At 72.2% G+C, this 21,433-nt stretch carries 17 protein-coding genes; 12 read left to right on the top strand and 5 right to left on the bottom strand.

The genetic code is table 11. The features are described 5' to 3' along the window. Window positions 1–27: 27 nt before the first annotated feature. The 5 genes from RM609_RS18465 (at window position 28) to RM609_RS18445 (ending at window position 5,545) form a co-directional block, all read left to right on the top strand. Entirely contained in the window at window positions 28–789 is a 762-nt protein-coding gene (locus tag RM609_RS18465) for a (Fe-S)-binding protein (RefSeq protein WP_311612244.1), read from the top strand. After that, window positions 786–2,258: a lactate utilization protein B gene (locus RM609_RS18460; protein WP_311612243.1), complete on the top strand. Its 1,473-nt coding sequence runs from the start codon at window positions 786–788 to the stop codon at window positions 2,256–2,258. The genes RM609_RS18465 and RM609_RS18460 overlap by 4 nt, the downstream gene beginning before the upstream one ends. Further along, window positions 2,255–2,935: a LutC/YkgG family protein gene (locus RM609_RS18455; RefSeq protein ID WP_311612242.1), complete on the top strand. Its 681-nt coding sequence runs from the start codon at window positions 2,255–2,257 to the stop codon at window positions 2,933–2,935. Before RM609_RS18460 ends, RM609_RS18455 begins: the two co-directional genes overlap by 4 nt. A 71-nt stretch (window positions 2,936–3,006) precedes the next feature. Beyond that, window positions 3,007–4,176 carry a CaiB/BaiF CoA transferase family protein gene (locus RM609_RS18450; protein WP_311612240.1) on the top strand — a complete coding sequence of 390 codons (1,170 nt, stop codon included), beginning with the start codon at window positions 3,007–3,009 and terminating at the stop codon, window positions 4,174–4,176. A gap of 133 nt (window positions 4,177–4,309) precedes the next feature. Next, window positions 4,310–5,545 (top strand): SGNH/GDSL hydrolase family protein, encoded by a 1,236-nt coding sequence (locus RM609_RS18445; RefSeq protein ID WP_311612238.1) that lies wholly within the window; start codon window positions 4,310–4,312, stop codon window positions 5,543–5,545. 81 nt (window positions 5,546–5,626) lie between these two features. Here RM609_RS18445 and RM609_RS18440 read toward each other — a convergent pair whose 3' ends face one another. After that, on the bottom strand, window positions 5,627–7,423 hold the full coding sequence (locus RM609_RS18440; protein ID WP_311612236.1) for an ABC transporter ATP-binding protein: 1,797 nt from the start codon (window positions 7,421–7,423) through the stop codon (window positions 5,627–5,629). 158 nt (window positions 7,424–7,581) lie between these two features. Here RM609_RS18440 and RM609_RS18435 point away from each other — a divergent pair, with 158 nt between their 5' ends. Beyond that, on the top strand, window positions 7,582–8,025 hold the full coding sequence (locus RM609_RS18435) for a MarR family winged helix-turn-helix transcriptional regulator (protein ID WP_311612234.1): 444 nt from the start codon (window positions 7,582–7,584) through the stop codon (window positions 8,023–8,025). Between the two features lie 75 nt (window positions 8,026–8,100). Here the strand turns inward: RM609_RS18435 and RM609_RS18430 are convergent, their stop codons facing one another. Then, window positions 8,101–9,714, bottom strand: coding sequence for a peptide-N4-asparagine amidase (locus RM609_RS18430; RefSeq protein WP_311612232.1), 1,614 nt, complete (start codon window positions 9,712–9,714; stop codon window positions 8,101–8,103). Window positions 9,715–9,872: 158 nt separating this feature from the next. Between RM609_RS18430 and RM609_RS18425 the strand changes: the two genes are divergently transcribed. Together RM609_RS18425 and RM609_RS18420 are read left to right on the top strand one after the other, a co-directional pair. Continuing rightward, the gene (locus tag RM609_RS18425) at window positions 9,873–11,771 is read left to right on the top strand and encodes an ABC transporter transmembrane domain-containing protein (RefSeq protein WP_311612231.1); all 1,899 of its coding nucleotides are present in this window, start codon (window positions 9,873–9,875) and stop codon (window positions 11,769–11,771) included. Then, the gene (locus RM609_RS18420) at window positions 11,768–13,549 is read left to right on the top strand and encodes an ABC transporter ATP-binding protein (protein WP_311612229.1); all 1,782 of its coding nucleotides are present in this window, start codon (window positions 11,768–11,770) and stop codon (window positions 13,547–13,549) included. Before RM609_RS18425 ends, RM609_RS18420 begins: the two co-directional genes overlap by 4 nt. Window positions 13,550–13,578: 29 nt before the next feature. On the opposite strand, the gene RM609_RS18415 is transcribed toward RM609_RS18420, so the two are convergent. Beyond that, on the bottom strand, window positions 13,579–14,370 hold the full coding sequence (locus RM609_RS18415; RefSeq protein WP_311612228.1) for a metal-dependent hydrolase: 792 nt from the start codon (window positions 14,368–14,370) through the stop codon (window positions 13,579–13,581). Between the two features lie 133 nt (window positions 14,371–14,503). Here RM609_RS18415 and RM609_RS18410 point away from each other — a divergent pair, with 133 nt between their 5' ends. Continuing rightward, entirely contained in the window at window positions 14,504–17,017 is a 2,514-nt protein-coding gene (locus tag RM609_RS18410) for a DEAD/DEAH box helicase (RefSeq protein ID WP_311612226.1), read from the top strand. A 53-nt stretch (window positions 17,018–17,070) separates the two neighbouring features. On the opposite strand, the gene RM609_RS18405 is transcribed toward RM609_RS18410, so the two are convergent. Further along, on the bottom strand, window positions 17,071–18,045 hold the full coding sequence (locus tag RM609_RS18405) for a DUF6397 family protein (protein ID WP_311612224.1): 975 nt from the start codon (window positions 18,043–18,045) through the stop codon (window positions 17,071–17,073). A gap of 149 nt (window positions 18,046–18,194) precedes the next feature. Then, entirely contained in the window at window positions 18,195–18,566 is a 372-nt protein-coding gene (locus RM609_RS18400; protein ID WP_311612439.1) for a roadblock/LC7 domain-containing protein, read from the bottom strand. A gap of 236 nt (window positions 18,567–18,802) precedes the next feature. Here RM609_RS18400 and RM609_RS18395 point away from each other — a divergent pair, with 236 nt between their 5' ends. The 3 genes from RM609_RS18395 (at window position 18,803) to RM609_RS18385 (ending at window position 21,428) form a co-directional block, all read left to right on the top strand. Further along, window positions 18,803–19,090: a hypothetical protein gene (locus RM609_RS18395; protein ID WP_311612222.1), complete on the top strand. Its 288-nt coding sequence runs from the start codon at window positions 18,803–18,805 to the stop codon at window positions 19,088–19,090. Window positions 19,091–19,218: 128 nt separating this feature from the next. Continuing rightward, window positions 19,219–20,133 (top strand): alkaline phosphatase family protein, encoded by a 915-nt coding sequence (locus RM609_RS18390; RefSeq protein ID WP_311612221.1) that lies wholly within the window; start codon window positions 19,219–19,221, stop codon window positions 20,131–20,133. A 2-nt stretch (window positions 20,134–20,135) separates the two neighbouring features. Further along, entirely contained in the window at window positions 20,136–21,428 is a 1,293-nt protein-coding gene (locus RM609_RS18385) for an MFS transporter (protein WP_311612219.1), read from the top strand. Window positions 21,429–21,433: the final 5 nt, after the last annotated feature.

Here is a 21,433-nt window from a genome sequence, read left to right as displayed (position 1 = left end):
CGACCGCGAGGAGATGGCCGAGGTGTCATGCGCGTAGGGCTGTTCGTCACCTGCGTCAACGACACGCTGCGGCCGCAGACCGGCCGGGCCGTGGTCACACTGCTCGAACGGCTCGGCGTGCGCGTCGACTTCCCGCCGGCGCAGAGCTGCTGCGGCCAGCCCCTGTACAACACGGGCTACCGCCACGGCACCGAGCCGCTGCTCCTGCGCACCGCTGCCGCGTTCGCCGACCACGAGTACGTCGTCACCCCCTCCGCCTCGTGCGCCGCGATGGTCCGGGACGCCTACCCCCGGATCGCCGCCCGCGCGGCCGCCGAGGGGCGCCCCGCCGACGCGGCGCGGCTGCGGGCCGCCGTGGAGCGGCTGGCGCCCAGGACCTACGAACTCACCGAGTTCCTGGTGGACGTACTGGGCGTCGTCGACGTCGGCGCCCGCTTCCCCCACACCGTCACCTACCACCCCACCTGCCACGGGCTGCGCGCACTGGGCCTGCGTGACCGCCCGCGCCGGCTGCTGGAGCACGTCGAGGGACTCGAACTGCGCGAGCTCGAAGGCGCCGACGAGTGCTGCGGCTTCGGCGGCACGTTCGCGGTCAAGAACGCGGCCGTCTCCGCCGCCATGGGCGCCGACAAGGCACGGGCGATCGACCGGACCGGCGCCGCGACGGTCTGCGCGGCCGACAACTCCTGCCTGCTCCACATCGGCGGCACCCTCGCCCGGGACGGCTCCCCCGTGCGCGCCCTCCACCTGGCGGAGATCCTGGCCTCCACGGACGGAGTCGTGCCATGAGCCGTACGTATCTGGGCATGCCCGCCTTCCCCCGCGCCGCCGCCGAATCGACCCGGGACGGCACGCTGCGCGCCAACCTCCGGCACGCCACGCACACCATCCGCGCCAAACGGACCGCCGCCGTGGCCGAACTGGAGGACTGGGAGCAGCTACGGGCGGCCGGAGCGGCCGTCAAGGACCGCACGCTGCGCCACCTGGACCACTATCTGCTGCGGCTGGAGGAGAACGTCACCCGCGCCGGGGGCACGGTCCACTGGGCGGCCGACGCCGACGAGGCGAACCGCATCGTCACCGAGCTCGTACGGGCCACCGGCGAGCGCGAGGTCGTCAAGGTCAAGTCCATGGTCACCCAGGAGACCGGCCTCAACGCCGCCCTGGAACAGGCGGGCATCCGCGCCTACGAGACCGACCTCGCCGAGCTCATCGTCCAGCTCGGCGACGACCTGCCCTCCCACATCCTCGTCCCGGCGATCCACCGCGGCCGCCGGGAGATCCGCGACATCTTCCGCGACCGGATGGCCGACTGGGGCCGCCCGGCCCCCGAAGGGCTCACCGACCGGCCCGCCGACCTCGCCGAGGCCGCGCGGCTCCACCTGCGCGAGAAGTTCCTGCGGTGCAAGGTCGGCATCTCCGGCGCCAACTTCATGGTGGCCGAGACCGGCACCCTGGTCGTCGTCGAGTCCGAAGGCAACGGCCGTATGTGCCTCACGCTCCCCGAAACCCTGATTTCCGTGGTCGGAATCGAGAAGACCGTACCGACCTGGCGGGATCTGGAGATCTACCTCCAGCTGCTGCCGCGCTCCTCCACCGCCGAGCGCATGAACCCCTACACCTCGATGTGGACGGGCACCACGGCCGAGGACGGCCCCCGCGACTTCCACCTCGTGCTGCTCGACAACGGCCGCACCGACACCCTCGCCGACGAGGTCGGGCGCCAGGCCCTGCGCTGCATCCGCTGCTCGGCCTGTCTCAACGTCTGCCCGGTCTACGAGCGCGCCGGCGGCCACGCCTACGGTTCGCCCTACCCCGGGCCCATCGGCGCGATCCTCACTCCACAACTGCGCGGCCTCGTCTCACCGCTGGAGGAGTCGCTCCCCTTCGCCTCGTCCCTGTGCGGCGCCTGCTACGAGGTGTGCCCGGTGGCCATCGACATCCCGGAGGTCCTGGTCCATCTGCGGGAACGGGTGGTGGAGGGCGGCCCCGTCACCGTCCGCGGCAACCGCACCGTCATCAGGCCCGCGAAGCGCCACGCCCTGGAGCGCGCCGCGATGCGCGCGGCCGGCTGGGCCTTCGACCACCCGGCCGCGCTGCGGCGGGCCCAGCGACTCGCCGCCCGGACGCGCCGCGCCCACCCCCGGCGGCTGCCGGGCCCGGGCCGCGCCTGGTCGGACACCCGCGAACTGCCGGAGGTGCCCGAGGAGTCCTTCCGCGACTGGTGGGCCCGTACCCGGGGAGAGCGGCGGCCATGACCGGCGACCCGGCGCACTCCCCGAGCAGGGCGCGCGTCCTGGGGCGCGTACGGCGCGCACTGGCCGATGTGCCGCGCTACGAGCGCCCCGACGATCACCCGGTTCCCCGGGATTATCTGCGGACGCACGGCGAACGGACACCCGCCGAGTCCGTCGACCTGCTCGCCGCGCGGCTGGCGGACTACCGGGCCGTCGTGCACCGCACGGACCCGGCCGGGCTGCCCGCCCTGCTCGCGGAGCTGCTGCGCCGCCGCGGCGCCCGCCGGGTCGTCGTACCGGCCGGTCTGCCGGACGGCTGGCTGGCCGAGGCGACTGCCGAACGGGTCGTGGACGGTCCGGGGCTGACGGCCCGTGACCTGGACGCCATGGACAGCGTGGTCACCGGGTGCGCGCTGGCGATCGCCGAGACCGGCACCCTGGTCCTCGATGCGGGCCCGGACCAGGGCCGCCGCCGCATCACCCTCGTGCCCGACCACCACCTGTGCGTGGTCCGGGCACCCGGGCAGGTGGTGGACTCGGTGCCGCGGGCCCTGGAACGCCTCTCCCCCGTCCGGCCCCTGACCTGGATCTCGGGCCCGTCGGCGACGAGCGACATCGAACTGGACCGCGTCGAGGGTGTCCACGGCCCGCGCGCTCTGGAAGTGATCCTCGTCGAGGGCCCGGAACCGCCCTCCTGACAGCACCCACCCTTACGCCCACCCTTATCAACCGTGCTCGTTTCAACCGTGTTCGTTCCCAAGGAGGAACCGTGCCGGAACCACCCCTGCGCGGCATCACGGTCGTCGCCCTCGAACAGGCCGTCGCGGCCCCTTTCGCCACCCGTCAGCTCGCCGACCTGGGAGCCCGGGTCATCAAGGTCGAACGCCCCGGTCGCGGCGACTTCGCCCGGGACTACGACCGCCGGGTGAAGGGCCTCTCCGCCTACTTCGTCTGGGTCAACCGGGGCAAGGAGAGCGTGGTCCTGGACCTCAAGGACGCCACGGACCGGGCACTGCTCGACCGGCTCCTCGCCCGCGCCGACGTCTTCGTGCAGAACCTCGGCCCCGGCGCCGCCGACCGGCTGGGCCTGGCCCCCGGCCCCCTGCGGGCCCGTCATCCCCGCCTGATCACCTGCGACGTCTCCGGCTACGGCACGACCGGCCCGTACCATGACCGCAAGGCCTACGACCTGCTGGTGCAGTGCGAGGCCGGACTCGTCTCACTCACCGGAAGCCCGGACTCCCCCGCCCGGCCCGGGATATCCGTCGCCGACATCGCCGGAGGGATGTACGCCTTCACGGGCATCCTGACCGCCCTGTACGAACGCGAACGCACCGGCGAGGGCTCGGCCCTGTCCCTCTCCCTCTTCGACGCCCTGGCCGAGTGGATGGGGCAGCCGTACTACGCGGAGGCGTACGACGGGCCGCCCCTGGCCCGCACCGGGGCCCGGCACCCGTCCATCTCCCCCTACGGCCACTACCGGTGCGGCGACGGCGCCCGGGTCTTCCTCAGCGTGCAGAACGACCGCGAGTGGCGGACCCTGTGCGAACGGGTGTTACGGCGCCCGGAGTTGGCGGACGATCCGCGCTTCGCGGACAATCCGCTGCGCCACACCCATGACGAGCAGCTGACGGCCGTCATCGAGGAGTGCTTCGCCGGGCACACGGCCGAGGGCGTCCTCGCCCTGCTCGACGCGGCGGGCATCGCGGCGGCCCGGCTGCGCACGGTCGCCGAGTTCGCCGCGCACCCCCAGCTGGCGGCGCGGGACAGATGGCGGGAGTTCGGCTCGCCCGCCGGTCCGCTGCGCGGGCTGCTGCCTCCGGTGGCAGTGACGGGTCGGGAGGCGGTGATGGGCGCGGTGCCCGCGCTCGGGGAGCACACGGCCGCGATCCGCGCGGAGTTCGGCGAGCCGGAGGAACCGGGCACCCGTCGAAGGTGACCCTGCCGGTGGTAGGCACCCCGTGCGTACGCGAAGCCGGGGGCTGGGCGGGTCGGTCCCGGGGCGGCAGGCTCTGTCCCGAAGCGGAAGATCGCCGGGGAACCGGCGGACCCATCCAGAAGGGGGACGACCCATGGTTGCGTGGACAGCGGGGCTCGACACGGCGGCACGGGCCGGGACGACGGGCGGAGCGGACACGGGGACCCGGTGGCGGGCGGGCTGGTCGGCCCCGGTGCAGCGGCCCAGCAGCGGCTTCGAGGAGAACTGGGCGGAGACCGGCTTCGACCGCCAGTCGGTACGTCAGGTCGTCCGGGTGACGGACGGCGGCTCCGGGGCCCGGATCCGGCTGTCGAACCGCTATGGCACGGGGCCGTTGACCGTGGACGCCGCGTCTCTCGCCCTGGCCGGTGAGGGGGCCGCCGTCCGGCCCGGCACCTTGCGGCCGCTGACCTTCGACGGGGCGCCGTCGGTGGTGATACCGGCGGGTGGCGAGGTGGTGAGCGACCTGGCGGAGTTGCCGGTCGAGCCGCTGTCCTCGGTCACGGTGACCCTCTACTTCGGGGGCCCGACGGGACCGGCGACCTTCCACGCGCAGGCCTATGCCACATGCTTCAGGGCGTCCGGCGACCGGACCGCCGACGCCGGTGCCGAGGGCTTCGCCGGGCGGACCCACTCGTGGTACTACCTCTCCGATGTGGAGCTGACGGGCGGTGACGCCCCTGTCTCCGGTGCCTCCGGGACGGTGGTGGCCTTCGGCGACTCCCTCACCGACGGCTTCGGCTCGACCGTCGGCGCCGATCGGCGCTACCCGGACGCGCTCGCCGAGCGGCTCCGGTCCGCCGGCCACTCCTGGGCCGTACTCAACGCGGGCATCGGCGGAAATCTGCTGCTCAACGACTCGCCGTGGTACGGCGAGCGGGCGCCGGCCCGCTTCGACCGGGACGTCCTCGACAAGCCCGGCGTCCGCTCGGTGATCGTCCTCGTCGGACTCAACGACATCGGGTTCAGCGAGGTGGATCTGCCCACCTACCGGCCCAACCCGCAGGTGTCGGTGGCCGAGCTGACGGCCGGATACCGCGAGCTCGTCGAGCGGGCGCACCGGCGTGGCGTCAAGGTGATCGGAGGGACGGTCCTGCCGTTCAAGGGCGCCGAGTACCACACGCCGCGGGCCGAGGCGAAGCGCGTCGCGGTCAATGAGTGGATCCGCACGTCCGGGGTCTTCGACGCGGTGGCCGATTTCGCCGTGGCCCTGTCCGCACCGGACGACACCGAGACGCTTGACCCCGCGTACGACAGCGGGGATCACAAGCACCCCAATGACGCGGGGTACCGGGTGATGGCCGGTGCCGTGCCGCTCGGGTCGCTCTGAGGTCCCGGCGGCGGGGTGGCACGCGGCCGGGCGGGCCGGCTGGGCCGGGCCAGGACCCGGCCTCCCGCCCCGCGCGCGGGGTCAGACCTTGGCCACGAGGGGGATGTCGCGCCGGACCAGCGCGGCGTAGCGCCCGTCGTCGGCGAGGAGTTCCTGGTGGGTGCCGCGCTCGGTGATCCTGCCGCCGTCGAGGACGATGATCTGGTCGGCGTGGCGGACCGTGGAGAGCCGGTGCGCGATGGTGATCGTCGTACGTCCCGCGGAGAGGGTGTCGAGGGCCTGCTGGACGGCGTGTTCGGTGTGGGTGTCCAGAGCGCTGGTCGCCTCGTCGAGGATGAGCACGGGCGGGTCGCGGAGGATCGTACGGGCGATGGCGAGGCGCTGTTTCTCGCCTCCGGAGAAGCGGTAGCCGCGCTCGCCGACCAGGGTGTCGTAGCCGTCGGGCAGGGAGGCGACGTAGTCGTGGATCTGGGCGGCCTCGGCGGCGGCTCTGATCTCCTCGTCCGTGGCGTCGGGCTTGGCGAAGCGGAGGTTGTCGGCGACGGAGGCGTGGAAGAGGTAGGTCTCCTGGGAGACGACGCCGACGGCCCGGGCGAGGGTGTCGAAGTCGAGGTCGCGCACGTCCTCCCCGTCGATGAGGACGCGTCCGCCGGTGACGTCGTAGAGGCGGGGCACGAGATAGCTCAGGGTGCTCTTGCCCGAACCGGTGGGGCCGACGACGGCCAGGCTGCCGCCGGCGGGGATGACGAGGTCGATGCCGCTGAGGGCCGCGCTGCCGGGGCCGTAGGAGAAGGAGACGTTCTCGAAGGCGACCTCGCCGCGGATCTTCTTCAGGCGCACCGGGTGCGTGGGCTCGGCGATCTCCACGGGCAGGTCGAGGTATTCGAAGATCCGCTGGAAGAGGGCGACGGAGGTCTGCACCTGCACGCCGGTGGACAGCAGCGCGACGGTGGGTCTGAAGAGCCCCTGCTGGAGGGAGACGAAGGCCACGAGCGTGCCGAGGGAGATGTCCGGTCCGCCGGTCCGCAGGGCGATGCCGGCCGCCCAGTAGATGAGGGCGGGCATGGCGGCCATGACGACGCCGATGGTGGACATGCGCCAGCGTCCCGCCATATTGGTGCGTACTTCCAGCTCGACGAGCCGCTCGGACTCCTCGGTGAAGGCCTTGGTGAGGGAGTCGGCCCGGCCCATGGTGCGGCCGAGCAGGATGCCGCTGACGGAGAGCGATTCGGTGACCATGGCGGCCATGACGGCCATCTGGGTCTGCCGTTCGGCGGTGATCCTCTTGCGCTCGTTGCCCACGCGCCGGCCTATCCAGACGAAGACCGGCAGCAGGAGCAGGGAGACGACGGTCAGCCGCCAGTCCAGGGCGATCATCGCGACGACGGTGGCGATGACGCTGGTCAGGTTGGAGACGAGTGAGGTCGCGGTGGAGGTGACGGTGGCCTGCATCCCGCCGATGTCGTTGGCGATGCGGGACTGCACCTCGCCGGTGCGGGTCCGGGTGAAGAACGCCAGCGGCATGCCCTGGAGCCGTCCGTAGACCGCGGTGCGCAGATCGTGCATCACGCGCTGGCCGACGGTGGTGGAGATCAGGGTCTGGAGCACGCCGAAGACGCTGTTGACGACGGCCGCGGCGATCATGCCGAGGGCCAGCAGACTCAGCAGGCCCATACGGCCCTGCGGGATGGCGACGTCGAGGACCGCGCGCAGCATGAACGGCGAGGCGACGGTGACGAGCGACGAGGCGGCGACCAGCAGCGCGACGAGCGCGAGCCGGCCGCGGTACGGGTGGAAGAGACGGAGGATGCGCCGCACCTGCGCGGGCCGCTCCGGGTCTGCGGGAGGTGGTGTCCAATCCAGTGCGTCGTGAGGCATGGGCTCCTTCAGCGAGGTCGGGTCCGGGAGGCGGACGGCACGGTGACGCCGGAACGGTGCCAGGTGGCTCATACGTCATGACCCGCCCGGCTCCGAACAGAGCATAGCTCACTGTTACCTATACTCACAATGCAAGCTGTCCTGATAACATTGCGATCATGACGGCCCCCGACACGTCCGGCCAGCTCGCCGAGCAACTGCTGAGGCTGACCCGCAGGCTCCATCGCGCGCAGAAGCGATATCTGGACCCGGTCGGCATCACGCCCGCCCAGTCGCGCCTGCTCCGCACCGTGGCGCACTACGAAGCACCGCCGCGCATGGCGGACCTGGCCGAGCACCTGGAGGTCGTGCCCCGGGCGGTGACGACGCTGGTCGACGCCCTGGAGACCAATGGGGCGGTGCGCCGGGTGCCGGACCCGTCCAACCGCCGGGTGATCCGCATAGAGCTCACCGACCAGGGCCGCTCCACATTGCGCGCCCTGCGGGACGCCCGCCGCGCGGCGGTGGAGGACGTCCTGGCCCCGTTGGACGACGACCAGCGCGAGGTGCTGGGCGATCTGCTCGCCGAGCTGCTGACGGGCCCGGCCCGCACCGCCTCCTGAGCTCCCGCCGCGTCCGCCACACGGCGGCGGGGGTGGAGCGCACGCCCCACCCCCGCCTCCCTCCCGGACGACCGGTCAGCAGCGCCGGCTGTCCTCCGTCAGCTCGCCCTGGACCGAGGCCAGGGTGCGGTCGTAGCACGCGCCGGGGCCCAGGAGGCGGTAGCGCTCACGGGAGACCCCTGTGGCGTGGCGCTGTTCCCGGGGGACGTTCTGGATGTAGGACGCGTTACCGGTGTAGGTGTCGTCCAGTCGGCTCCAGGTGAGCTGTTTCCCCGCCCGCGCGGTGCGCAGATCGGCCTGGTCGCCCATGGTCAGCACGGTGTTCAGCCGGTTGTCGGGGTCCACGGTGGTGACGCCCTCCATGCTGTAGACGCGGTGGGCCGTGTTCACCGTGGCCGGTCCGCGGCCGGCGACCGTGACGGTCTCGTCGTCCGTCCAGCGGGCCCGCAGCCCGTCCGTGGCCTCGCCGTCCTTCCAGCGGTGCAGCGAGGTGGCGGCCAGCCGGCGGGTGACCGTGGTGTCGACCCGCCCGTGCGAGGTCTTCAGATAGCCGGAGACGGTCAGCGCGTGCGCGGCGTCCGCCTCCACCCGGTGCCGGTCGCCGGGCCGGTAGTCGGCGGTGCCGCGCGGGGCGCCCTCCTGGTACCGGGTGACCGCACCGGTGACCACGGACGCCTTGGCGTCCTGCCAGACCAGGACGTTGACGGGGGTGTCCCAGCCACTCTGGCCCTCGGGCACCCCGGCCACCGTGACCGATATCCGGTGCGGTTTACCGTCGTTCAGCTGCCCCGCGAAGGGCGTGAGGTCGTACTCCACCGGCCGGACGTCGAAGGCGCGCGGGCCGGGGATCACGTACCACAGGAAGGGGTTGGACCAGCCGCCCGTCCACACCGTCGGGTAGGGGGCGGCGATCCCGGCCAGTCTGCCGTCCACCGAGACGCGCACCTCCCGGTTGGGCCCGTCCTTGGCCTTGCAGGAGTAGGGCGCGGACTCCGGCGCCGCGAGGTACCAGAACTCCTCGCAGCCGCCGCCTGATCCGGTCGCGTAGACCTCGGCCACGACGCGCTCGCTGTTGCGCGGCACGGTCAGCGCGCCCTCGTAGGCCTGGCCGGTCTTCTGCGCGCCGTCGAGGGTGAGGACCCGGTCCGGGGTGCGGGCGGGCTTCACTCGCCCCTCGGCCTTGTAGAAGGTCAGGGTCGCCTTGACCTTGATGGCGCCGGTGTAGGTCTCGTTGACGAGGTTGCCGATGAGCATCTCGACGGGCTGCCGGGTGCGCAGGGCAGGGGCGTAGCGGGTGACGTCCTTCTCAACGTGCCAGGTGATGCCCTTGGGCGAGGGTTCGGGTGTCGAGGTGCGCAACACCTCGATGCCGCCTATACGGAGATAGCCGAGGCGGTCGAACTGCCGCCCGGCCACCGCGCCGTCGAGTCGGAGGACGACCTTGTTCCAGCGGTCACCACAACGCTCGGGGGGCGTGTAGGTGCTCTTGTAGGGCGTGTAGTCGCGGAATTCGGTCTCCGCGACGGTCACGGTGCACGAGGTGGTGCGAGGGGTGGCCACGGGTGGGCCGGCGGTGATCGGATCGTGCCATTCGGTGCCGAACTCGGTGGGCGCGGCGGCCGTGGCCGTTCCGGCGCTCAGCGCCAGTCCGGTGGCCGCGGCGCACAGCGCCAGGAACAGTCGTCTCATGGGGCAGGAGTGAAGCGCGTCGCCGCGTGGCGCACCAGTACTAAGCCGGTCTGATGGGCCGTGGCCGGACACCCCGTGTGGGAAAACCAGTTGAACCGGACATCTCCGTGCCGAGAGCCTGGCACGGACCCCTACCACCCACTCCGAACCGGGATGTCATGCACATTCGCGATCTGCCGTTTCCCGACCCCGGCCGTCCGGACGTCCGGTCGGGCCCCCGCTTCCTGCTGTGGCTGGGGCGGAGTCAGGTGGGCGGCCAGGCAAAGGCGATGTTCTGGGGCACGGTCAACATGGCGTCCGTGGCCCTGTTCCCCCTGGCGGCGGGTCTCGCCGTGCAGGCGGTGGTCGACCGCTCCGGCGCCCGGCTGGCGCTGGCGGCCGGTCTGATGCTGCTGCTGGGGACGGTCATGGCTCTGGCCGACATGATGCTGCACAGGGTTTCGGTCACCAACTGGATCACGGCGGCGGCACGGGTGCAGCAGCTTCTGGCCCGGAAGACCGCCGAGTTGGGGGCGACGCTGACGCGCCGGGTCGCGGCCGGTGAAGTGGTGGCGGTGTCCACGGGCGACGTCGAGAAAATCGGCTGGTTCGTGGAGTCCGTCTCGCGCTTCATGGCGGCGCTGTTCACCACCGTGGTGCTCTGCGTGTCCCTGACGATCTACCAGCCCGTCCTGGGGCTGGTGATCGCGGCCGGTGTGCCCGTACTGGCCCTGGCGGTGCTGCCGTTGCTGCCGCATGCCACGCGGCGGGCCGACGAGCAGCGGGAGAAGGCCGGCCGGGCCACCGAGCTGGCGTCGGACACCGTGGCCGGACTGCGGGTGCTTCGGGGCATCGGTGGCGAGGAGCTGTTCCTTTCCCGCTACCGCCGTGCCTCCCAGGAGGTGCGCGCGGCGGCCGTGCGCAGTGCCCGGATGTGGGCGCTGATCGCGGCGGTCCAGGTGGTGCTGCCGGGGCTGCTGCTGATCGCGGTGGTCTGGTACGGCGTACGGCTGGTCCAGGAGGGCCGGATCGAGGTGGGCGAGCTGGTCACGGTCTACGGCGTGGTCAGCTTCCTGCTGCTGCCGTTGCGCCAGTTCGAGGAGATCGCCCAGGCCTACTCCTTCTCCCGGCCCTCGGCGGCGCGTGCCGCCAGGGTGCTGGGGCTGGAGCGCGTCGTGCCGCCGGACGGCGATCGTGAGGCGCCCGGGCCCGGGCCGCGGGGCGATCTGTACGACCCCGTCAGCGGACTCCTCGCGCCGGCCGGGCGGCTGACGGCTGTGGTGTGCGGGGATCCCGACGCCGCGGGCCGGCTCGCCGACCGGCTCGGCGGCCACGCCGACGGGGGTGCCGGCGGGACGCCCTCCGTGCTGCTGGGCGGTGTGGCGCTGGACGACCTGCCGCTCGACGTGGCGCGCGAGGCCGTGCTCGTGCAGGACAAGGACCCGGTGCTGCTGTCGGGCACCCTCACCGAGCTGCTGGACGTGCCCTCCTCGGGTGCCGTGACGGCCGAGGCCGCCCTGGCGGCGGCGCAGTGCGACGACGTACTGGCCTCGCTGACCCGGTCCTCGGCGGGCGGGAGCGACGATCCGATGCGGGCCCGGATCACCGAGCGCGGCCGCTCGCTGTCCGGCGGGCAGCGCCAGCGCCTGGCACTGGCCCGTTCCCTGATCACCGACCCGGAGGCGCTGGTGCTGGACGAGCCGACCGCCGCGGTGGACTCGCACACCGAGGCCCGCGTCGCGGAGGGGCTGCGCCGTCTGCGCGCGGGCCGTACGACGGTGGTGTTCACCTCCAGTCCGCTGCTGCTCGACCGGGCCGACCGGGTGGTGTTCGTCCAGGAGGGCCGGGTGGCGACGGTCGGGGCCCACGCCGACCTGGTGCGCACCGACCCCGCCTACCGCGCGGTCGTCACCCGCCGGACGGACGAGGAACCGGGCGGGACGGAGGAACCGCGCGGGACGAACAAAGAGAACGAAGAGATCGACAAGGCACTGGACATGGAGCTCGCCGGATTCGAGAAGGCCGACTTCGAGAAGGCCGTGGCCGACGAGGGCGAGCAGATCGGGGAAACGGCATGATCGGCCTGGCACCTCCGTCCTACGACCCGGCCGCACCGGAGTCGGCGACAACGCTTCCGGTGGCCGGACACACCACGGTGCGCGCCTACGCGAAGGGGATGCTCCGCCGGCACCGGGGCGCCTTCGCCCTGCTCGTGGGAGCCAACGCGATCGCGGTGCTCGCCTCGATGACCGGCCCGTATCTGCTGGGCGGGCTGGTCGAGGAGCTCGCCTCGGGCGCGCGGGAGCTCCACCTGGGCCGTACGGTCTCCCTCTTTGCCGTCGCCCTGGCCGTCCAGGCGCTGTTCACTCGCATGGTGCGGCTGCGCGGGGCGGTGCTCGGCGAACAGATGCTGGCGGACCTGCGCGAGGACTTCCTCGTCCGGTCGGTGGGACTGCCGCCGGGTGTGCTGGAGCGGGCGGGCACCGGTGATCTGCTGTCTCGGATCACCACGGACGTCGACCGGCTGGCCAACGCCATGCGGGAGGCCGTGCCCGAGCTGGCGATCGGCGTCGTCTGGGCCGGGCTGCTCCTGGGGGCGCTGACCGTCACGGCGCCGCCACTGGCGCTGTCGCTGCTGGTCACGGTGCCGCTGCTGCTCGTCGGCTGCCGCTGGTACTTCCGGCGGGCGCCGGGCGCCTATCGCTCCGAGGCCGCCGGCTACGCGGCCGTCGCCGCGGCCCTGACGGAGACCGTGGACGCCGGGCGGACCGTCGAGGCGCACCGGCTGGGCCGGGAGCGGGTCGCGCTGTCCGACCGTCGCGTCTTCGAATGGACGCAATGGGAGCGCTATACGTTGTGGCTGCGCTCGGTGCTGTATCCGGTGGTCAATGTGTCGCATGTGCTGCTGCTCTGCGCCGTGCTGCTCCTCGGCGGGTTCTGTGTGCTGAAGGGCTGGCTCTCGGTCGGTGAGCTGACGACGGGCGCGTTGCTCTCGCAGATGCTCGTCGAGCCGCTGGGGCTGATCCTGCGCTGGTACGACGAGCTCCAGGTCGCCCAGGTGTCGCTGGCCCGGCTCGTGGGGGTGCGGGAGATCGGCGCCGACGACGCCGACGAGCGGGTGCGCCCGGCGGGCCGGGACGTCCGGGCGGACCGGGTGCGCTTCGGCTACGGTCCCGACGGCGATGTGCTGCACGGGGTCTCGCTCGATGTCCGGCCGGGCACCCGGGTGGCGCTGGTGGGGCCGTCCGGGGCGGGCAAGTCGACGCTGGGCCGGCTGCTGGCCGGGATCTACGCCCCGCGGGCGGGGACGGTGACGCTGGGCGGCGCGGAGCTCTCCCGGATGCCGACGGAGCGGGTGCGCCGCCATGTGGCGCTGGTCAACCAGGAGCACCATGTCTTCGTCGGCGCCCTGCGGGACAATCTGCTGCTCGCCCGGCCGGACGCGGGGGACGGCGAGCTGTGGTCGGCGCTGGCCGCGGTGGACGCCGAGGGCTGGGCCCGGGGGCTGGAGAAGGGCCTGGACACCGAGGTCGGCTCGGGCGGGCTCGCGCTGACCCCGGCGCAGGCCCAGCAGATCGCCCTGGCCCGGCTGGTGCTCGCGGATCCCCACACCCTGGTCCTGGACGAGGCGACCTCGCTGCTGGACCCGCGTGCCGCCCGCCATCTGGAGCGTTCCCTGGCGAAGGTGCTGGAGGGGCGCACGGTCGTGGCGATCGCGCACCGGCTGCACACGGCCCATGACGCGGACGTGATCGTGGTGGCGGAGGACGGCAGGATCAGCGAGCTGGGCAGCCACGACGAACTGGTCGCGGCGGACGGCGCGTACGCGGCGCTGTGGCGCTCCTGGCACCGCTAGCCCTCCGGGCGGGGCGGGGGCCCGGGAGGTCAGAAGAGCTCCAGGGCCCCCAGCCCGCCCACACCGCCGAGGATCATAAAGACGGGCATCAGGACCTTGACCTCCACCCGGCTGCCGGCCCGGAAGCGCATCGACTTCGGGGGGCCGAGGGGGTACCAGCGCTTGCGCGCTATGGGCAAGGGCCACAGGATCGGGCAGCCGGAGACCGTGAGGGCGTCCCCGATGTCGTGCACGAGCGCGCCCAGGACGATCGGCAGGCCCAGCCACAGGTACTCCTGGCCGGGGCCGGTGAACAGCCAGTGGGAGCCGTTGCCCGGTTCGTCCAGGACGCCGGCGAGGATCCAGGCGCTGGTGGCCCCGAGCAGCCAGACCAGCACATCGCTGGAGGTCCGGGCCGCCCGCCACAGCAGCCCCTCGACGGCGAGCACCATATGGACGAAGAGGATGCCGAGGACGGCCCAGCGGTCCCCGGTCATCGCCAGCGCAGAGGCTCCGGCCCCTATCAGTACCGCCCAGAGGGCGGTGTGGGTCAGGGTGCGGTGGCCGCCGCTGCGGCGCGGGTCGGACTTGGACCTGGTGGCCTTGTAGACCGCGTAGGACAGCTGGTCGATGATCCCGCACAGGATCCGGGATATCGGGCCGAAGGACCGCGATATCGTCGCGGACTTGTGATCGAGGTCCGGGGCCAGGGCGGCCCCGGCGCAGATCAGCGCGCCGACGACGAGCACGGGCCAGGGCATGGGGTGGTCCAGCGCGGCGGCCGCCGCTCCCAGGCCCAGCCAGGCCGCCGCCCCGGAGAGCGAATGAGCCGGTCCCATCATCGTCGTGCCACCCCTTCGCCGGCCCGTGCCGGGCTTCGCTGACGCCGTGTCGGCCACTCAGCGTAATGCCCGGATGATCATCGTTCGACCGGCCGGTTCCCTGATCCGGCCAGGGGCCAGGCAGTATGGGGGTGTGACCCTTATCGATCAGATGCCGAGCCATGCCGACCCCGATGCCCTTTTCGAAGCTTTCTCGACCTGGGCCGAGGAGCGGGGCATCTCGCTGTACCCCGCCCAGGAGGAGGCGCTGATCGAGGTGGTCTCCGGGGCGAACGTGATCCTGTCGACGCCCACCGGCTCGGGGAAGAGCCTGGTCGCGGCGGGGGCGCACTTCACCGCGCTCGCCAATGACCAGGTGACCTTCTACACCGCCCCCATCAAGGCGCTGGTCTCGGAGAAGTTCTTCGACCTGTGCAAGATCTTCGGCACCGAGAACGTCGGCATGCTCACCGGCGACGCCTCGGTCAACGCCGACGCCCCGGTGATCTGCTGCACGGCCGAGGTGCTCGCCTCCATCGCGCTGCGCGACGGCAAGGACGCCGACATCGGCCAGGTCGTGATGGACGAGTTCCATTTCTACGCCGAGCCCGACCGGGGCTGGGCGTGGCAGATCCCGCTGCTGGAGCTGCCCCAGGCGCAGTTCATCCTGATGTCCGCGACGCTCGGTGACGTCTCCCGCTTCGAGGAGGACCTGACCCGGCGCACCGGCCGGCCGACCTCGGTGGTCCGCTCGGCGACCCGGCCCGTTCCGCTGTCGTACGAGTACCGCTCGACGCCGTTGACGGAGACGCTGACCGAGCTGCTCCAGACGCGTCAGGCCCCGGTGTACATCGTCCACTTCACCCAGGCGGCCGCCGTCGAGCGGGCGCAGGCGCTGATGAGCATCAATATGTGCTCGCGCGAGGAGAAGGACGAGATCGCCAAGCTGATCGGCAATTTCCGCTTCACCACCAAGTTCGGGCGGAACCTCTCGCGCTTCGTGCGGCACGGCATCGGCGTCCACCACGCCGGGATGCTGCCGAAGTACCGGCGTCTGGTGGAGCGGCTGGCGCAGGCCGGTCTGCTCAAGGTGATCTGCGGTACCGACACCCTGGGCGTCGGGGTCAACGTGCCCATCCGCACGGTGCTCTTCACCGCGCTGACCAAGTACGACGGCCAGCGGGTGCGGACGCTGCGGGCGCGGGAGTTCCACCAGATCGCGGGCCGGGCCGGGCGGGCCGGCTTCGACACGGCCGGATTCGTCGTCGCGCAGGCGCCCGACCATGTCGTCGAGAACGAGAAGGCGCTGGCCAAGGCGGGGGACGACCCCAAGAAGCGCCGCAAGGTGGTCCGCAAGAAGGCTCCCGAGGGCTTCGTCAACTGGACGGAGAACACCTTCGAGAAGCTCATCGGCTCCGAGCCGGAGCAGCTCACCTCCCGTTTCCGGGTCACCCACGCGATGCTGCTGGCGGTCATCGCCCGGCCGGGCAATGCCTTCGAGGCGATGCGCCGGATGCTGGAGGACAACCACGAGCCGCGCAAGAACCAGCTGCGGCACATCCGCCGGGCCATCGCCATCTACCGCTCGCTGCTGGACGGCGGCGTGGTGGAGCGGCTGGACGAGCCGGACGCCGAGGGCCGGATCGTGCGGCTGACGGTCGACCTCCAGTCGGACTTCGCGCTCAACCAGCCGCTGTCGACCTTCGCGCTGGCGTCCTTCGAGCTCCTGGACCCGGAGTCCCCCTCCTACGCGCTGGACATGGTCTCGGTCGTGGAGTCGACGCTGGACGACCCCCGGCAGATCCTGGCCGCACAGCAGAACAAGGCGCGCGGCGAGGCCGTGGCGGCGATGAAGGCGGACGGCGTCGAGTACGAGGAGCGCATGGAGCGCCTCATGGACGTCAGCTACCCCAAGCCGCTGGAGGAGCTGCTGTCCCACGCCTACGACGTCTACCGCAAGAGCCACCCGTGGGTCGGCGACCACCCTCTGTCGCCCAAGTCGGTCATCCGTGACATGTACGAGCGGGCGATGACCTTCACGGAGTTCACGGCCCACTACGACCTGGCCCGGACCGAGGGCATCGTGCTGCGCTACCTGGCCGGCGCCTACAAGGCGCTGGACCACACCGTGCCGGACGACCTGAAGTCCGACGACTTCGAGGACCTGATCGCCTGGCTCGGCGAGATGGTCCGCCAGGTCGACTCGAGCCTGCTGGACGAGTGGGAGCAGCTGGCCAACCCCTCGGAGGAGAGCGCCGAGGAGGCCCAGGAGCGGGCCGACCAGGTCAAGCCCGTCACGGCCAACGCCCGTGCCTTCCGGGTGCTGGTGCGCAACGCGCTGTTCCGTCGTGTGGAGCTCGCCGCCCTGGACAAGGTCGCCGAGCTCGGCGAGATGGACGCCGAGTCCGGCTGGGACGAGGACCGCTGGGGCGAGGCCATGGACGCCTACTGGGACGAGTACGACGATCTGGGCACCGGCCCCGAGGCGCGCGGGCCGAAGCTGCTGCGCATCGAGGAGCGGCCGGAGGACGGTCTGTGGCGGGTCCGGCAGACCTTCGCCGACCCCAACGGCGATCACGACTGGGGCATCTCCGCCGAGGTCGACCTCGCGGCCTCCGACGAGGAGGGCCGGGCGGTCGTCCGGATCATGGACGTCGGCCAGCTCTGACCCCTTCCCGGCCACGGTCCGGCGGCGCGCTCGGCGCTCCGCCGGACCGTGGTCTACCGACGCCCGCGCAGCCATGACCACAGCCTTCCGGGACGCACGGACCGGGGCTCCGGTCGGTGGGCGCGTTCCTGCCCGGGCGCCGCGCTGTCGGCGGGGTCACGACCGGGCTCCGGCTCGGCGGCGTGGTCCCGCCCGGTCTGCCGGTTCCCGTCGGTGCCGGGTGCGGGCCGGGTGGCCCGGGCCTGGGGCAGCGCGGTCGTGAGGCAGTGGCGGTACCAGTCGATTTCGTCCGGGTCCTCGGCAAGCACCAGCGACTCGATCACCTCACGGGCCGCCGGGACTTCCGAGCGGATCCGGGTCAGCTCCGGGCGCAGCGCGTTCAGATATGCCCGTTCACCCGGGTCGGGCACGGCTTGCGCCAGTTCTGGGGTGTCGAGCACGGCGGCGGTGGCGGCCGCCCGCTGCCAGGCGTCCGTGGTCTGGGCGGTCAGCTGGTCGACCCGGCGGGCGCGCCAGCCCCGGGCGCGCCGGTCGGGGTGTTCGTCCAGCGCGGTCCGCAGCAGGGCGGGGGTGCGGCCGGTGAGCAGCCCGGGTTCTCGGTCGGCGAACTCGGCGAGGTCGGCCGCCAGGTAGTGCCAGACGACGGCGCGGTAGCGGTTGACGTAGAAGCGGACCGGGGTGAAACAGCCGGCCCGGGCCAGGCGGGTGAAGCGGGCGGGGCCGACGCCCATGAGCTCGGCTCCTTCCGCCGTGCCCACGGCCCAGAGCCGGGAGCGCAGCGCTTCGGGGAAGCCCTCGCTCGATCCGTGCCGGTCGATCTCCTCCGGTGGGACCCGTCGTCGCCCGTCCGGGCCGGCCGAGACGGTTCGCACCTCCCCGAGCTGGACGGCCAGTTCGAACTCGCGCGGTTTGAGCCCGAGCTCCCGCGCCGCCCGGGCGAAGGGAACGCCCGGCCACGCCGGGCCGTGCGCCTCTGTCCGGCCCCGCTCTCGCCCCTGCTGTTCCTGTCGTACCTGCTGTACCTCCATGACGCCCTCCCACCATCGCCTGATTACTGACAGTGACGACGATAGCGGTGGGGTGCCGCAGCCCGCCGGGCCTGTGGATAACCCGGCGGACCTCGACGCCGACCCCCGCGCAGGCCCCGGCGCGGCCGGCAGTCCGGCACCGGCCGGAGTCAGCGGCTCCGGCCGCCGACGCGGTTGGCCAGCAAGGTCATCTCGTAGGCGATCCGGCCGATGTCGGCATCGGCGTCACCCAGTACGCACAGACAGCTCTCCTCGTCGGCGGCCGTCACGAACAACACGCCCCGATCGAATTCGACCATGGTCTGGCGCACGCCGCCCACCCGGAATTGCCGGCCCGTTCCCCGGGCGAGACTGTGCAGTCCGGAGGCGACCGCCGCCAGGTGTTCGGCCTCCTCTCTCACCAGACCCGCGCTCGCTCCCGTCACAAGCCCATCGTTGGACAGCACCAATGCGTGGCGTATCCCACCGCCCCCTTCGGCCAACTCGTCCAGCATCGAGTCGAGTTCCTTACCAAATCCCATGTCCGCCTCCCCGTTCGGCAATTCCCCGTAACCGCCGTGCAAGCCTTGCCCACCTCCGCGCTCCGGGCAACCCGCCCTCCCCTCCGACACGCATCCGTTCGCCAGTTGACACAGGACGCGGGCATGACGCGGAAAACGAGCGGCACCGCCGTATTTTCCGGAGGTTCAACTCCTCGCCCACCGGGCACACTTGAACGACCGCAGGAAATTGCCGCTCACAAGGGCAGGTGATCCGCGTGTTCAACAAACTCCGCAAGCGCTCGGAAGAGGTCCGCCGGGCACCGGCGCCACGGCCGCTCGTGAGCCGCCAGCACAATCTCTTCGAAGCCGCGGCGGCATATGTCGCCGCCTGCGCCGAGAACGACTACGACAAAAGCATGGAAGCGGCACGCTGGGTCTCGCCGGAAGCCCTCAGCTTCGGCGTGAACGAGCTCGCGTGCCGCGCCGTCATAGCCCTCGCCCGCGAACGCGACGAATCCCCGCAGACGGTGGCCCGCACCCTCCTCGGACTGCCCGCCGCCTGACGCGGAACGGCGTCCATCACGCGTCGCACGCCGCTCGGCCGCCGTTCCCGGATTCGTCATGTTGAAGTCGTGTACATGCCACCGCATACCGCCCTACGCTGCCAGCGCACCCGGCTCACCCCCCACCGATGCCACTTCACCCGGAGGAGCTCGTGCCCGCCGCAGCCAGTCCTGCCCGTCCCCATCGCCTCCGCCGCCCCTTCCTCGCCCTCGCCACGGCCTTCGGCCTCGCGGCCACCTCCCTCGGCCTGTGGGCCGCGGACTCCACCGCCGCGCCGGCCGTTCCCACACCTGACCACGTCGTGGTCGTCGTCTTCGAGAACCACGCCTACGACCAGGTCATGGGCAGCTCCAGCGCCCCCTACATCAACTCCCTGGCCGCAGGCGGTGCGAACCTGACCGCCTCGTACGCCGAGACCCACCCCAGCCAGCCCAACTACTACGCGCTGTTCTCCGGCGACACCCAGGGCGTCACCGACGACAGCTGCGTCGACCCCGGCTTCAGCGAGGAGCCCAACCTCGGCTCGGAGCTGATCGCCGCGGGCAAGACCTGGGCGAGCTACAACGAGTCCCTGCCGTCCGAGGGCTCCACGACCTGTGAGAGCGGCAAGTACCGCCAGAAGCACAACCCCTGGTTCGGCTTCGGCAACGTCCCCACCAGCACCGCCCACACCTTCGGCGCCTTCCCCCGGGACTACGGCACCCTTCCCGCGGTCTCCTTCGTCGTGCCGAACATGTGCAGCGACATGCACGACTGCTCCGTCGGCACCGGCGACACTTGGCTGAAGAACAACCTCAAGTCCTACGCCGACTGGGCCAAGACCCACAACAGCCTGCTGCTGATCACCTTCGACGAGGACAACCGCCTCAGCGGCAACCGGATTCCCACCGTCCTCTACGGCCAGCAGGTCAAGGCCGGTTCCACCTCCGGCACCACGTACAACCACTACGACGTGCTGCGCACCCTGGAGACCATGTACGGTCTCCCGCACGCCGGAAACGCCGCGAGCGCCAAGGACATCACCGGCATCTGGAACAGCTGACCGTGTATCTCACGGACCGTCGCACCACCACCACCGACGCCGCCGGCCGGAATCCCGCTCCCGGCCGGCGGGCCGCCGTCCCCGCCACGGTGTTCGCGCTCGGCACCGTCAGCCTGGTCACCGACGTCTCCTCGGAGATGGTCAGCGCCGTCCTGCCGCTCTATCTGGTCGCCGGGCTGGGCCTGTCCCCGCTCGGCTTCGGGCTGCTGGACGGCCTCTACAACGGCGTCAGCGCGCTCGTGCGCCTCGTCGGCGGCCGGCTCGCCGACCGTCGCGACGGCGGCCACAAGACCGTGGCCGTCCTCGGCTACGGCCTCTCCGCGCTGTGCAAACCGCTGTTGCTCGTCGTGCACGGCGTCCCGCTGATCGGCGCCGTCCTGGCGGCCGACCGCACGGGCAAGGGGCTGCGCACCGCACCGCGCGACGCCATGATCTCGCTGGCCTGCGAACCCGCCGACCGGGCCCGGGCGTTCGGTGTGCACCGGGCCATGGACACCGCCGGGGCGCTGCTCGGCCCCCTGCTGGCCTTCCTGGTCCTGCGGACCGCCGCCGAGGGGTACGACGCGGTCTTCACAGTCAGCGGCTGCGTGGCGGCCCTGGGCGTGCTCATCCTCTGGCTGTTCGTTCCCGCGCACCCCGGCGAACCCACGAGCCCCACCGACCCCGCGCTCCCTCGCCAACCGGAGACCCGGACTCCGCTCCGGGACCTCCTGCGCCGCCCCGAGGTCCGCCGGCTCACCGCCTGCGCGGTGCTCCTCGGGCTGACCACCGTCAGCGACTCCTTCCTCTACCTCACCCTCCAGCGCCGACTCGCCGTCACCGAAGCGTGGTTCCCGCTGCTGCCCCTGGGCACCGCCACGGCGTTCCTCTTGCTGGCGGTGCCGCTCGGCGCCGTCGCCGACCGCTTCGGCAGGCGCAGGCTGTTCCTCTGCGGCCATCTCGCGCTCCTCGGCGCGTACGGGCTGCTGCTCGCGCCCCTGGGGAGCTCGCCCGCCCTGGCCGGTGCCGTCCTCGCGCTGCACGGCACGTTCTACGCCGCCACCGACGGGGTGCTGGCCGCCGCGACCGCCGACGCCGTGCCCCGAGAGATCCGGGGCAGCGGCCTGGCGGTCGTCCAGACCGGTCAGGCGGCGGCGCGCTTCGTCTGCTCGATCGCCTTCGGCGCGGCCTGGACCGCGTGGGGCGACCGCACGGCGCTGGGCGCGGCGGCCACCGGTCTCCTCGTCTCCGCCGCCGCCAGCGCCGCGCTGCTGCGCCCCTCGCCCGCCGACGTCCCATCGGAGCCCGCCCGTTGAACCGG

The organism is Streptomyces hesseae, from assembly GCF_031845785.1.
GTDB classification, from domain to species: domain Bacteria; phylum Actinomycetota; class Actinomycetes; order Streptomycetales; family Streptomycetaceae; genus Streptomyces; species Streptomyces hesseae.
The sequence above is the reverse complement of the archived record's forward strand: the minus strand, read 5'-3'. Positions and strand labels throughout refer to the sequence as shown.